The organism is Rugamonas apoptosis (assembly GCF_014042355.1).
Lineage (GTDB): Bacteria > Pseudomonadota > Gammaproteobacteria > Burkholderiales > Burkholderiaceae_D > Rugamonas > Rugamonas apoptosis.
This window is the reverse complement of record NZ_JACEZU010000009.1, coordinates 99995-112119: the sequence shown is the minus strand read 5'-3', so window position 1 is coordinate 112119 and position 12125 is coordinate 99995. Positions and strand designations below refer to the sequence as shown.

The window sequence follows — 12125 nt, the reverse complement described above, 5'->3', positions numbered from 1 at the left end:
ACTCGCTGCAAGGTGCGAAATCAACATGACAGTATCGAATACCGCTGCGCATCAGTCCGACCCGGTCAACCGCGCGCGCCTGCGCTGGCGTGCCCGCCGTGGCCTGCTGGAGAACGATCTTATCCTGACCCGTTTTCTCGATGCGCATGAAACCGAATTGACCGACGAGGAAGTGGACGCATTCACGCGGCTCCTCGATTTGTCGGACAATGCCCTGATGGATCTGGTGCTGGCTCGAAAAGAGCCGGAAGGCGAAGTCGACCTGCCGCATGTGCATGCACTGCTGCAACGTCTGCGCCAAGCTTGACGGCTGAGCGGTCACGCCGCGCACGATGTGGCGCCCGCCGGTCTGCATGTCCAGAATTAACGCCCTTTTTTAATTGCCCCATCTCTCCAAGAAGGAAGAGTCCATGAACACCTCTGACAACAAAGCTACTCTGTCGTTCTCCGACGGCAGCCCATCGATCGACTTCCCCATCTACAAGGGCACCGTTGGCCCGGACGTGATCGACATCCGCAAGCTGTACGCCGGCACCGGCAAGTTCACCTACGACCCAGGCTTCATGTCGACCGCCGCCTGCAACTCGTCGATCACCTACATCGACGGCGACAAGGGCGAGCTGCTGTACCGCGGCTACCCGATCGAACAGCTGGCCGTGAACGCCGACTTCATGGAATCGTGCTACCTGCTGCTGAACGGCGAACTGCCTAACGTCGAACAGAAGAAGAAGTTCGTCGACACCGTCTCCAAGCACACCATGGTGCACGAGCAGATGCAATTCTTCTTCCGCGGCTTCCGTCGCGACGCGCACCCGATGTCGGTGCTGGTGGGTACGGTCGGCGCGCTGGCCTCGTTCTACCACGACTCGCTGGACATCAACGACCCGCACCACCGCGAAGTGTCGGCCATCCGCCTGATCGCCAAGATGCCGACCCTGGTCGCCATGTCGTACAAGTACTCGATCGGCCAGCCGTTCGTGTACCCACGCAACGACCTGTCGTACAGCGCCAACTTCATGCGCATGATGTTCGGCAACCCATGCGAAGAATACAAGGTCAACGACGTGCTGGTGCGCGCCCTGGACCGCATCCTGATCCTGCATGCGGATCACGAGCAGAACGCTTCGACCTCGACGGTTCGTCTGTCCGGTTCGTCGGGCGCCAACCCGTTCGCCTGTATCGCTGCCGGTATCGCCTGCCTGTGGGGCCCTGCCCACGGCGGCGCCAACGAAGCGGCCCTGAACATGCTGAAAGAAATCGGCACGGTCGACAAGATCCCCGAGTTCATCGCCAAGGTCAAGGACAAGAACTCCGGCGTCAAGCTGATGGGCTTCGGTCACCGCGTGTACAAGAACTTCGACCCACGCGCCAAGCTGATGCGCGAAACCTGCCACGAAGTGCTGAACGAACTGGGCCTGCACGACGACCCGCTGTTCAAGCTGGCCATGGAACTGGAAAAGATCGCCCTGAACGACGAATACTTCGTGTCGCGCAAGCTGTACCCGAACGTCGACTTCTACTCGGGCATCGTGCAATCGGCGCTGGGCATCCCCGTGTCGCTGTTCACCGGTATCTTCGCCATGGCCCGCACCATCGGCTGGATCGCCCAGTGGAACGAAATGATCTCCGATCCAGAGCAGAAGATCGGCCGCCCACGTCAGCTGTTCGTCGGCTCGACCACGCGCGAAGTACTGCCGATCGACAAGCGCGCGTAAGCGAGGCTGTCAGGTTGGAACAAAAAGCGGGCTGCGGCCCGCTTTTTTTATTTTAAGGCATGACACCATTTTCGCTTTTCGAATACTACTGTATATAAAAACAGTATAAAATAACTCCCTGTGTTCACTGAGGGAGCCACCGCATGTCTGAATTGGATGTTTATTTATCGCAGCATTTCTTCGATACGGAGCAGATGGCGAATGCGTCCCAGCTGTCCGTGGCGGAATTCCTTGCGCTGGTGCGTGAGCGGCTCGTGCCTGGTCCTTCGTATGTGGTGTCCAACGGCACCGCGCTGAAATCCTACGTGTTTGGCGAGATGGCAACCAGCGGGGCGAAGGATGGCAGTTACTTTCATCCGGCGACCACGGTCTGGGTGGAGCGGGCCATGCAAGTCATCGCCAAAGTGGGACGGGAGCAAGCCGGCGTTGCGCTGCGAGCCAGATTCGCTGATCAGATGCAGGCGGCGCTGGCCGAGTTGAACGCTTCGACCTGGCGCCTGCCTGACTGCTTCGCCGAGGATGGCACGGTGCTCGCCGAAGGTATCGCCAAGCGCATGCAAAGCATCTGGGCGCATTTCATGCACGGCACCTTTGGCTTGTGCGTGGCCAATCCCGTGTCGGAAGGGGCGATAGCGCGCAAGGAGGTGCTGCAGGAAAAGCTCACCGCGCTGAGCACGAACGGAACCCGGTTCGCTTATTCAGCCGACGAGGCGCTGGTCATGCTGGACTTGATCGACGAATTTGCCGACAGCGCCATGCCGTTCTCGCCTATCGAATACCCGGTGAGCAGCCGCAAGCGGCTGGTGGAGAACCTGGCGGCGCGCATCCGGGTCGGATTGGCCGCTTGATGATCGTCGGTTGGCCGGCGGTTGCGGACGACGCGAACCCCTCGCCAGCGGAGTAAGATAGCTAAGAGTGAATTGAAGGAGCAAGCCATGGATATGTCGGACGAACCATTACGAATTTCGCTTGCAGCCCCGGTTGCGCGGAAGGTTGCTGACGCTGCCAGCCGGCTCGGCACCAGTGTTGATGAAATTGTCGAACAGGCGTTGCATCTCTACCTGCTGCGCGCTGAGCAACGGCAAGCCTTCATTGATGATGGAATGAAATCGTTGGCGCACTATCAGGCAACCGGCTTGCACGTAACTGGCGCGGAAGTGGATGCGTGGATCGAACAATTGGAGGCGGGTGACTATGCAGCGTCATTACCGCCATGCCACTCGTAACGTGGAGTGATGTCGCCCGAGCCAATCTGAGACGCCCTCGCCAACAGTGCCTCACCATGCGATATCTTCTTCGGTACAATCGCCGCCAACTTTGGCCAGCGCGTTGAGCAGCCCTGCGCGCAGCGTGGCCAGCGCGCGGCTCTTCTCGTCGAGTTCCGTGAGCTTCGCTTGCAGGCACTCGACCTTTTTCGCGATACCGAACGTGGGACTGTCCCACACATGAATGACGTCGCCAATTTCCGCAAGCGTGAAGCCCAACGCCTTCGCGTGGACGATCAGCCGTATCCGCTGTAACGAGCGTTCGGAATAGTGCTTGTAGGTATTTGTCGTGTGCGGTTGTGTCGCCTTGTCCAGCAGCCCGGTACGTTCGTAAAAGCGCACGGTATCGTGCGAAACGCCGGCCCGCTTGCATAGTTCGCCGATGCGCATGCCGTCTCCTTTCAATGTTGTGCGCCGCCATTCTAAACCTAGCCTTGACCGTTGCCTATGGTCGACGGTTTAGACTCCAGCTCACCTTCCACTACATGAGCGGACTTTATGAAAAATCGTTTCAATTTTCACGGAAAAACAGCGCTTATCACGGGCGCATCGTCGGGCATCGGGCGCGCGTTCGCTTATGCGTTGGCCGAACGGGGTGCGCGCCTGCTGCTGGTCGCGCGCTCTCACGACAAGCTGCACGATCTGGCGGCGGAACTGCGACGCGACTATGCGTGCGACGCCGATTTCCTGACGGTCGACCTGAGCGCAACCGGCGCCATACAGACGATCGATCGCCACCTGAAGGAAACCGGCAGTATCGTGGATGTACTGATCAATAATGCGGGCTTTGCTGCCTACGGCCGCTTCGAAACGGTTCCGTGGGCGCGCCAACGCGATGAAGTGCTGGTGAATTGCATGGCCGCGATCGAACTCACGCATCTTCTGCTGCCGGGGATGCAGGCGCGTTCCGATGGCGCGGTCATCAACGTCGCGTCGACCGCCGCATTCCAGCCCGATCCTTATATGGCCATCTACGGCGCAAGCAAGGCCTTCCTTTTGTCGTTCTCGGAAGCCGTTTGGGCGGAGAACCGGCAGCGCGGCGTCCGCGTCGTCGCCTTGTGTCCCGGGGCGACGCAAACGGCCTTTTTCGACGTCGTTGGCGCCAAGGAGGCGGCTGTCGGCACGCCGATGCCTGTCGCGGCTGTGGTGCAGGATGCCTTGTGGGCGCTGGATCGCAACCGGAGCTATCGGATTGTTGGGACCCAGAACCGTCTGCTTGCCAATTTGCAGCGACTGTTGAGCCGCGAGACGTCGGCGCGACTGGTCGAGAAAATCCTCAGGCCGAGAGACGCCCAGGGGCTGGTGCCGGGCGGGAGCAAGGCCTAGCGTGCGGTCGCTGTACAAATATTGATGAGGCCGATAAGATCGGCCACCACCTCTATTCGAAGGGGCACAATACGATGAAGCTACCGATCTACCAAGTGGATGCTTTCACTAACGAGATATTCAGAGGCAATTACGCGGCCGTCATACCACTCGACCAGTGGCTGCCCAAGCAGTTGATGCAATCGATCGCCTCCGAGAACAACGTGTCGGAAACGGCGTTCTTTGTTCGGAACGCCGAAGGGGCCTACGAGATACGCTGGTTCTCGCCGATCACGGAAATCGATTTTTGCGGCCATGCAACCCTTGCCGCCGCGTACGTCATCTTCCGTCGTGACGCCGCTGACTCGATCACATTTGCCGCGAACTCGGTCGGCACATTGACCGTCTGGCACGAGGCAGACGGTCGCATTAAAATGCGCTTCCCACGCCGGCATTCCGAGCCCGTCACCGCCGTGCCGCAAGCGCTGCTGCAAGGATTGTCGATCCCGCCGAAGGAAGTGCTGGTCAATCAACAGGCCTATGTCGCCATCTACGAGAGCGAGCAGGATATACACGCGCTCGTGTCGGCATCCGACCAGTTGAAGACGCTAGGTCCACGCGATGTCGTCGTGACGGCGCCTGGTCATCAGCATGATTTTGTCTCGCGTTACTTCTGGCCCGCGAATGGCGGCGACGAAGACCCGGTGACGGGGTCGATCCACGCGGCGCTGGCACCGATCTGGGCTGAGCGTCTCGGCAAGCGCGAACTCGTGGCGCTACAGGCTTCGCACCGCGGGGGATTGCTGCATTGCAGTGTCGAAGCCGACCATGTCTTCGTGAGCGGCCACGCCGTCCAGTATCTCGAAGGCACAATTGAAGTCCCGGTTGGCGATTAAGCGCTTGTCGCCGCGTCCCGGGCCACTACACGTCAGGCGCGTGCAAGCATGGGCGGGGATTGATGCGCAGCCACCGCCACGAGTCAAAGTTTGATGCTGGCCTGGAGCGTGAAAGTGCGCGGCGATACCGGGATGTCGAACGGCAGTGCCAGGCCGGGCGCCAGGCTCGGTTCGCGCGCGTCGGCGTTGAACAGATTGTTTACCGTGGCCGACAGGGTCCAGCCGTGCGCCAGCTGGCACGTGAGCGTGGCGTCCACGGTGCGGTAGTTCGCCACAGGCGCGCGCGCGTCGCCTGCCGCGCGGCGGCGGCCGGCCACCCAGTTCAATTGCGGTGTGAGACGCCAGCCCGGGCTTACACTCCAGTCCAGGCGGGTATTGGCGTGGTGGCGCGGCGCATAGCCCGGGTCCTGGCCCGTGGCCTGGTCGCGCGCATTCTGGCGCGCGTAGTTGGCCAGCCAGCGCAGGTCCTGGGCCAGCTCCCAGGTCAGCTCGATCTCGCCGCCATTGCCGTTCACGCTGCCGCTGTTCTGGTAGCTGGCGCCGGGCGCGGGCGCCGGGTTCGCCACGGAACGGATCAGGTCTTTCATCGCATAGCGGAACAGGCTGAGGTTGGCCGACAGGTCGGGGCGCGCCTGCCATGTCAGCGCCGCTTCCGTGGTGGCGATGGTCTCCGGACGTACCTCTGGATTACCCATGTTGACCGGGTTAATGCCGCGCTGCTCGTTAAAGCTGGGCGAGCGGAAAGCGCGGCCATGGAGCAGCTTGACCGTCAGGTTCAGGTCGGCGTCCCACACCAGTGCCAGGCGCGGATTGGTGGTGCCGCCGAAGTCGGAAAAATGGTCGTGCCGTACGCCGGCCGTCAACGCCCAATCGGGCGCGAACTGCCATTCGTCCTGCAGGTAGGCATAGTTGTTGGTGCGCCGCTGGGGCTGGATGTGCGGCTGGATGGCGCCATAGTCGATCACCGGACCGGTCGGTATCGGCAAGCCCGCTGGACTGAGCAGGAAGTTCTTCATGGTGCTGACCTGGTACAGGTTCTGGTCATCATGGCCCGCCCCCAGGCGCAGCGCGTGCCCCCGCCAGCCGCTGTAAGTGGCGTAGGCGGTGCCGCGCAGATTGCGTTCCCAGCGGCCGGGGCCGCCGATCATGCCGTTGGGGAAAAAGCTGGGGCCGATGCGCGCGCCGGCCGGGAACAAGCCCAAACCGTCCGGTGTCTGTTCCGTGAAGAACATATAGCTGAGCGAGCCGCCCACGCTCCAGGTATCGGAAAAGTCGGGCGCGGTCCACGCCAGTTCGCTCAGCGCGAAGCCGCTGCGGGCTTTGTGGTCGGGGTCCAGCGCCGAATTGGCGCCCAGGCCGATGCCCACGTCGCCGCGCCATTTGAGGTTGCTGCGCCAGCGCCAGCGCTGGTAGGTCAGGTCGAGCGCGCCGTCCACGGCATGGTAGCCGGCGTTGATGGAACCGGGGGCCTTGCTGACATGCGTGCCGAAGCGGCGGTCGTTCAGGGTTTGCGCGTCGGCCTCGACCACCTGGTCCGTACCGTCGGTGCGGCCCACTTCCAGATAGGCGGCGACGGCCAGTTGCTCCTGCTTGTGGCCGTACTCGAGCCACGCGTCACTCGACCGCAACGTGCCGGCCCGGGCGCCCACGCGCAGTCCCGGCATCTGTTCCGGCGTCTTGGTGATGATGTTGACGACGCCGGCGAAGGCGTCGGCCCCGTACAGCGCCGAACCGGGACCGCGGATGACTTCGATGCGCGCCACGTTGGTCAGCGGCATGCTGATCCACATATTGCCTTTATCGCCGCCGAAGTCGGTGTTCATCCGCAGGCCGTTGAGCAGGACCAGCACCTGTGGATTGGTGACGCCGCCGGCGCCGATGCCGCGGATGATGTAGTTGGACGCGTACAGCGTCGCCCCGCGCGTGACGTGGATGCCGGCCACCGTCTCCAGCACCTGATTCAGGTCGGTCGCGCCCATGGCGGCGATATCCACGGCCGTGATCACGGATGCCACCGCCGGCGCGCGCCGCAGCGACTGCTCGGAGCCGGTCGCCAGGCTGATGGCGGAGCGGTCCATGCCATACAGGGCCGCGTCTTCGTCCTCCGGCTGCGATGCCCCTGACGCCAGGGGGGGGCATGCCAGGACCAGCAGGGCGGTCAGCCAGGGGAGGCTGTTGCCGGCCAGGCGCGGGCCTGTGGCGTGCAGGGGAGGGGACAGTTTCATTTTGCTAGTCTTACAACCGGGATAGCACCACAATACACGGGCGTGGGCATTTCAACAAATGGCTGTTGTCAATTTACCTCAGGCTTTCCCGCCGGCGCTACGCTTGATGCGCTGCCTCTTGCTATTTGGGCCGCCCACTGCCCTTAAGCTTCGGCGCGCGCGATGAAGCCCGCCACCTCGTCCGCCGTGGGTGGATTGCAGCCTTCGCGCATGGCGTTCAGGCTGGCGCTGGCGATGGCGCGCCCCAGGGCCGGCCGCAGCGTTTCCTCGCCGGCGTCGGCCAGCGCGGCGGCCGACAGGCTTTCCTGCGCGGCCAGCGCGGCCACCAGGCCGGCCAGGAAGCAGTCGCCGCAGCCGACCGTGTCGCGTACCGCGATCCCGGCTGGCGCGGGCAGGGCGATCGTGGCGTCGCGCGACAGCAGGATGGCGCCGTCGGCGCCCAGCGTCAGCGCGATCAGCTCCACCTGGGGCAAGTCCAGCAGCGTGCGGGCCGCTTCCAGCGGCGGCTGCGCCGTCAGGCCCAGGTGCACCAGGTCTTCTTCGCTGACCTTGATCAGGTGCGCCTGGCGCAGCGCGCGCCGCACGCCGGCCGCGTAGGCGGGCAGGTTGTCGCAGGCCAGCGGACGCATGTTGGCGTCGATCGAGATCAGCGCGCCCGCTTCGGCGGCGGCGGCCACGATCTCCAGCGTCGCGTCCAGGTCTTCCGGCACCAGCGCCAGGCCACCCGTGTGGAACAGCCGCACGCCCGCGGGCAGCGCGGCGCGGGCCTGCGCGGGCGTGATGTCGCGGTCGGCCACGCCCTGGCGGTGGAAGGCGTAGCTGGGCGACTTGTTCTCGTCCAGCGTGACGATGGCCAGCGAGGTGGGGCGGGCGCTGCGCACCGGGCTGCCCAGGCGTACGTGGGCCTGGTCCAGCATGCGCGCGAAGCCATTGCCGAAGCTGTCCACCGACAGCGGGTTCAGATACGTCACCGCCAGCGCCTGGCGTGCGCTGGCCAGCGTGAAGTTGCATACGGCGCCGCCGAGGGCGGCGCCAAAGCGGCCGTCCGGCATTTCTATCATGTCCACCAGCGCTTCGCCGTAGGTCACTATCATGGTTCTCTCCTGAGTATATCGTTGTCGTTGGGTGGTGATGGGCGCGGCCGCTGCTCAGGGGGCGGCCGTGTGCAGCAATTTCAAAAACAGTTCGCGGTCGGGCGCGAAGTTGGCATGCAGCGGCAACAGCGCGGCGCCGATGGCGCGCGCGTCCGCGCCGATGACGCCACCGCGCAGCGTGGGCTGGCGCACGCCTTCCCAGCTATAGCGTTCCAATGCCTGCCGCGTTTGTTCCAGCAGCCGCGCCAGCAGGGTGGGGTGGCTGGAGCCGTCCAGCACCACTTCGTCCAAATCCAGCAGGCAGGTGCCGTTGCTGACGGCCAGCGCGATGGCGCGGGCGGCGTCGTCCAGCCACGCTTCCGTGTGAGTCAGCCATGGTTGCGCCATGGCGCGCGCGTCGTAGGCGGCCGTTTCGTCCAGGCTGGCCGCCGCGTACAGCTGTTCCAGGCTGAATAGCGAAGCGGTGCTCAGCATCTGTTCGGGCGGCGCGCCGGCGCCCGGCGCCAGTTGCAGCGGCATGGAACCGAGCGCGCCGGCATTGCCGGACAAGCCGGCATGCACGGCGCTGTCGAGCACCAGGCCGCCGCCGATGAAGGTGCCGACGAAAATGTACAAATAGCTGCCGATGCTGCGGCCCCGCCCCGCCACCAGTTCGGCCACGCAGGCGGCCATGGTGTCCTTGGCGAACACCACCGGCACCGCGCTCACGGCCTGGATTTCGGCGCGGATGTCGAGCCGTTCCCACTGGCCGGCCTGCGCCGGGGCGCTGCCCAGCAAGGCTTGCCAGCCGCCCAGGCCCAGCGGCGCGGCCACGCCGATGCCGGCCAGGCGCGCGGCCCGTAGCGGCCCCAGTTGGTCCAGCAGCTCGCGCTGCAAGGTGGCGATCTGGCCGAACAGCAGTTGCGGGTCGGGATAGCGGTAGGTGAGGGCGCGGCGCGCCCGCACGTCGCCATGAAAGTCGATCAGCAGCAGATCCAGGCTGCGGCGGCCGATCTTGATGCCGATGAAGTAGGCGCCATCGGGATTGAGCATCATGGGCACGGACGGTTGTCCCACCTTGCCCCGTTGCGGCGCGCGCTTGAGCACCAGTCCCTGTTCCAGCAGGCGGTTGATGATGAGCGAGACGGTCTGGGTGCTCAGGTGCGTGAGCCGCGCCAGGTCGGCCTTGGCCAGGCTGCCATTCAGCCGGATCGCCTGCAGCACCACCCGTTCGTTGAACTGTCCCATGCCGCTCTGGTTGGAGCCGCGCGGACGCAGCCAGATGCTGGCGTCGGACGGCGCGGCGGCGGCCTGGGACAAGTTCATCATGCTGGCTGCGCTCCCGTCAGCACGCCTTTGCGGAACAGGAAGTTGGCGTACGGTTGCAGCTCGCCCGTTTGCACGATGGCGTAGGCTTGCTTGACGCGCTCGTAGAACGCGAACCGCTCCACCGCTTCGCACTGTTCCGGCAGCGCGTCGCCGGCCCGCTGGCACAGGGCCAGCATGTCCTGCTGCAGCGGCGTGCGGTAGCCTTCGGGCTGGCCGCAGACGGCCATGAAGTCCACCGGCCGTTCGGCCAGGTCGAGCGGGAACACGGACAGCACGGCGCTGGCGGCGCGCGCCAGGTCCACGCCCGGCAGGCGGATCACCGGTTTGCCCCGTCCCAGCGTGGTGGCCGTAAAGTTGGCGTCCACCAGCACCACGGCGTCGCCATGGCCCATCTCGGCCAGCACCTTGAGCAGCTCGGGGCTGAGCAGGGGATCGATACCTTTAAGCATGAGCCTGCTCCGGTAAATCCTTCGGGTCCTTGGCGCCCGTCATCACGGCCACCGTGTCGGACATGCTGATGTGCTTGGGATCGACCACGGCCACGCGCTTGCCCAGCCGCTGGATGTGGATGCGGTCGGCGATCTCGAACACGTGCGGCATGTTGTGGCTGATGAGGATCACGGGCAGGCCGCGGTCGCGCACGCGCCGTATCAGTTCCAGCACCATATTGCCTTCCTTGACGCCCAGCGCGGCCGTCGGCTCGTCCAGGATCACCACGTGCTTGGCGAACGCCGTGCTGCGCGCCACGGCCACACCCTGGCGCTGGCCGCCCGACAGCGTGCCCACTGCCTGCTTCATGGAGCGGATGCCGATCTTCAAATCCTGCATGTGGCCCACGGCTTCGGCCAGCATGCGCTTCTTGTCGATCAGGCGCAGCCAGCGGCCCAGCAGGCCGGGGCGCAGGATCTCGCGGCCCAGGAACAGGTTTTCCGCGATGGTCATGGCCGGCGCCACGGCCAGGTCCTGGTACACGGTTTCGATGCCGTGGCGGCGCGCGTCGATGGGGGACTTGAAGCGCACTGGCTCGCCATCGAGCGTCAGCTGGCCTTCGTCCGGGATCACGGCGCCCGACAGGGCCTTGATCAGCGAGGATTTGCCGGCGCCGTTGTCGCCGATCACGGCCAGGATTTCACCGGCGCGCAAGTCGAAGTCGGTGCCGTCCAGCGCGGTCACGCCGCCGTAGCGTTTGACCAGGCCGCGTGCCTGGAAGATGGTCGCGGGTATCGTTGCGGTCATGATCATTAGCCTTTCTTGTGCGTCAGTTGGTCGGTGGCGACAGCCAGGATCACCAGCACGCCCGTCACGAGGATTTGGTACACGGAAGGCACGCCCATCAGGGTCAGGCCGTTGCGGAACACGCCCACGATCAGCACGCCGATAAAGGTGCCCACGACGGAGCCGCGCCCGCCGAACAGGCTGGTGCCGCCCAGCACCACGGCCGTGATGCTGTCCAGGTTATCGGTCTGGCCGCCTTGCGGATCGCCCACGCCCATGCGGGCCACGGACAGCATGGCCGCCACGCCGTAGAACAGGCCGGCCATCATGTACACGCCCAGCAGCACGCGCGAGGTGGCGATACCGGTCAGGCGGGCCGCTTCCGGGTTGTTGCCGACCGCGTACAGGTGGCGGCCGGGCGCCGTCTCGCGCAGGAACAGCCAGGTCAGCACATACAAGGCCAGCATCAGCACGGTGCCGTAGGTGAGGGTGGTCTGGCCCAGGTGGAAGGTGTTGCCGAAGAAGGTCATCGCGTCCGGCAGGCCGGTCACGGTCTGGGCTTGCGAGTAAATCTGGGTCACGGCGAAGGCGATGTTCATGGTGCCCAGCGTGACGATGAAGGGCGGCAGCTTGATCGAAGTGACCAGCGCGCCGTTGATGTAGCCGATCAGCATGCACACGCCCATGCCGCACAGTACGGCCAGGTAGGGATGCATGCCGTAGTCGACGGCGAACTTGGTGGCCACCACCGAGCCCAGCGCCATCGCCATGCCGCACGACAGGTCGATGCCGGCCGTGAGGATGATCAGGGTCTGGCCGATGGCGATCACGCCCACCACCATCACCTGTTGCAGGATCAGCGAGAAATTCTGGCCGCTCAGGAAGCGGTCCGATTGGGTAGTGAAGAACAGGCAGGCGGCCAGCAAGGCCAGCAGTGGCCCCAGTACGGTGACTGGCGGCAGTACATCTTTCAGGCGCAGTGACATGGTTTTTCCCGGGAGGGCAGGGGGCTGGCGGACGGCGGCAGCGGCCCCGGAACCCTGGTTCAGATTGCTTTGCATGATATTCCTTTCGGTGCGGTCGGAAGTCACCCAACAAGCCC

The 12125-nt window shown here is 64.6% G+C and carries 13 protein-coding genes; 6 read left to right on the top strand and 7 right to left on the bottom strand.

What is annotated here, in order from left to right; genetic code table 11:
* The first annotated feature begins 25 nt into the window (after nt 1-25).
* The 4 genes from H3H39_RS18475 to H3H39_RS18460 all read left to right on the top strand — a co-directional run bounded on the left by H3H39_RS18475 (nt 26) and on the right by H3H39_RS18460 (nt 2941).
* A complete protein-coding gene (locus H3H39_RS18475; RefSeq protein WP_182155225.1) occupies nt 26-307 on the top strand; it encodes an FAD assembly factor SdhE in 282 nt (93 codons plus the stop codon).
* A gap of 103 nt (nt 308-410) precedes the next feature.
* Entirely contained in the window at nt 411-1715 is a 1305-nt protein-coding gene (gltA, locus tag H3H39_RS18470; RefSeq protein WP_182155223.1) for a citrate synthase, read from the top strand.
* Between the two features lie 143 nt (nt 1716-1858).
* Nucleotides 1859-2563, top strand: a complete 705-nt coding sequence (locus tag H3H39_RS18465) for a DUF6058 family natural product biosynthesis protein (RefSeq protein ID WP_182155222.1) — start codon at nt 1859-1861, stop codon at nt 2561-2563.
* An 87-nt stretch (nt 2564-2650) separates the two neighbouring features.
* On the top strand, nt 2651-2941 hold the full coding sequence (locus tag H3H39_RS18460; protein WP_182155220.1) for a hypothetical protein: 291 nt from the start codon (nt 2651-2653) through the stop codon (nt 2939-2941).
* Nucleotides 2942-2992: 51 nt separating this feature from the next.
* On the opposite strand, the gene H3H39_RS18455 is transcribed toward H3H39_RS18460, so the two are convergent.
* A complete protein-coding gene (locus tag H3H39_RS18455) occupies nt 2993-3370 on the bottom strand; it encodes a MerR family transcriptional regulator (RefSeq protein ID WP_182155218.1) in 378 nt (125 codons plus the stop codon).
* Nucleotides 3371-3478: 108 nt separating this feature from the next.
* Here H3H39_RS18455 and H3H39_RS18450 point away from each other — a divergent pair, with 108 nt between their 5' ends.
* Both H3H39_RS18450 and H3H39_RS18445 read left to right on the top strand, forming a co-directional pair.
* On the top strand, nt 3479-4306 hold the full coding sequence (locus H3H39_RS18450) for an SDR family NAD(P)-dependent oxidoreductase (protein ID WP_182155217.1): 828 nt from the start codon (nt 3479-3481) through the stop codon (nt 4304-4306).
* Nucleotides 4307-4380: 74 nt separating this feature from the next.
* Nucleotides 4381-5181, top strand: coding sequence for a PhzF family protein (locus tag H3H39_RS18445; protein ID WP_182155215.1), 801 nt, complete (start codon nt 4381-4383; stop codon nt 5179-5181).
* A gap of 83 nt (nt 5182-5264) precedes the next feature.
* Here H3H39_RS18445 and H3H39_RS18440 read toward each other — a convergent pair whose 3' ends face one another.
* The 6 genes from H3H39_RS18440 to H3H39_RS18415 all read right to left on the bottom strand — a co-directional run bounded on the left by H3H39_RS18440 (nt 5265) and on the right by H3H39_RS18415 (nt 12009).
* Entirely contained in the window at nt 5265-7406 is a 2142-nt protein-coding gene (locus H3H39_RS18440; RefSeq protein WP_182155213.1) for a TonB-dependent receptor plug domain-containing protein, read from the bottom strand.
* A gap of 143 nt (nt 7407-7549) precedes the next feature.
* A complete protein-coding gene (locus H3H39_RS18435; RefSeq protein ID WP_182155211.1) occupies nt 7550-8500 on the bottom strand; it encodes a PfkB family carbohydrate kinase in 951 nt (316 codons plus the stop codon).
* A gap of 54 nt (nt 8501-8554) precedes the next feature.
* Nucleotides 8555-9808, bottom strand: a complete 1254-nt coding sequence (locus H3H39_RS18430) for an ROK family transcriptional regulator (protein ID WP_229218126.1) — start codon at nt 9806-9808, stop codon at nt 8555-8557.
* Complete coding sequence (locus H3H39_RS18425; RefSeq protein ID WP_182155209.1) at nt 9805-10257, bottom strand: RbsD/FucU family protein; 453 nt, start codon at nt 10255-10257, stop codon at nt 9805-9807. The genes H3H39_RS18430 and H3H39_RS18425 overlap by 4 nt, the downstream gene beginning before the upstream one ends.
* Entirely contained in the window at nt 10250-11044 is a 795-nt protein-coding gene (locus tag H3H39_RS18420) for an ATP-binding cassette domain-containing protein (RefSeq protein ID WP_220459833.1), read from the bottom strand. Before H3H39_RS18420 ends, H3H39_RS18425 begins: the two co-directional genes overlap by 8 nt.
* 5 nt (nt 11045-11049) lie before the next feature.
* Nucleotides 11050-12009, bottom strand: a complete 960-nt coding sequence (locus H3H39_RS18415; RefSeq protein WP_182155205.1) for an ABC transporter permease — start codon at nt 12007-12009, stop codon at nt 11050-11052.
* Nucleotides 12010-12125: the final 116 nt, after the last annotated feature.

Bases quoted from the DNA above. Each gene is read 5' to 3' on its own strand.
- H3H39_RS18455 (WP_182155218.1), bottom strand. From the start codon at position 3,370: ATGCGCATCGGCGAACTATGCAAGCGGGCCGGCGTTTCGCACGATACC.
- H3H39_RS18445 (WP_182155215.1), top strand. From the start codon at position 4,381: ATGAAGCTACCGATCTACCAAGTGGATGCTTTCACTAACGAGATATTC.
- H3H39_RS18415 (WP_182155205.1), bottom strand. From the start codon at position 12,009: ATGTCACTGCGCCTGAAAGATGTACTGCCGCCAGTCACCGTACTGGGG.
- H3H39_RS18450 (WP_182155217.1), top strand. From the start codon at position 3,479: ATGAAAAATCGTTTCAATTTTCACGGAAAAACAGCGCTTATCACGGGC.
- H3H39_RS18435 (WP_182155211.1), bottom strand. From the start codon at position 8,500: ATGATAGTGACCTACGGCGAAGCGCTGGTGGACATGATAGAAATGCCG.
- gltA (WP_182155223.1), top strand. From the start codon at position 411: ATGAACACCTCTGACAACAAAGCTACTCTGTCGTTCTCCGACGGCAGC.
- H3H39_RS18465 (WP_182155222.1), top strand. From the start codon at position 1,859: ATGTCTGAATTGGATGTTTATTTATCGCAGCATTTCTTCGATACGGAG.
- H3H39_RS18425 (WP_182155209.1), bottom strand. From the start codon at position 10,257: ATGCTTAAAGGTATCGATCCCCTGCTCAGCCCCGAGCTGCTCAAGGTG.
- H3H39_RS18430 (WP_229218126.1), bottom strand. From the start codon at position 9,808: ATGATGAACTTGTCCCAGGCCGCCGCCGCGCCGTCCGACGCCAGCATC.
- H3H39_RS18420 (WP_220459833.1), bottom strand. From the start codon at position 11,044: ATGACCGCAACGATACCCGCGACCATCTTCCAGGCACGCGGCCTGGTC.
- H3H39_RS18460 (WP_182155220.1), top strand. From the start codon at position 2,651: ATGGATATGTCGGACGAACCATTACGAATTTCGCTTGCAGCCCCGGTT.
- H3H39_RS18440 (WP_182155213.1), bottom strand. From the start codon at position 7,406: ATGAAACTGTCCCCTCCCCTGCACGCCACAGGCCCGCGCCTGGCCGGC.
- H3H39_RS18475 (WP_182155225.1), top strand. From the start codon at position 26: ATGACAGTATCGAATACCGCTGCGCATCAGTCCGACCCGGTCAACCGC.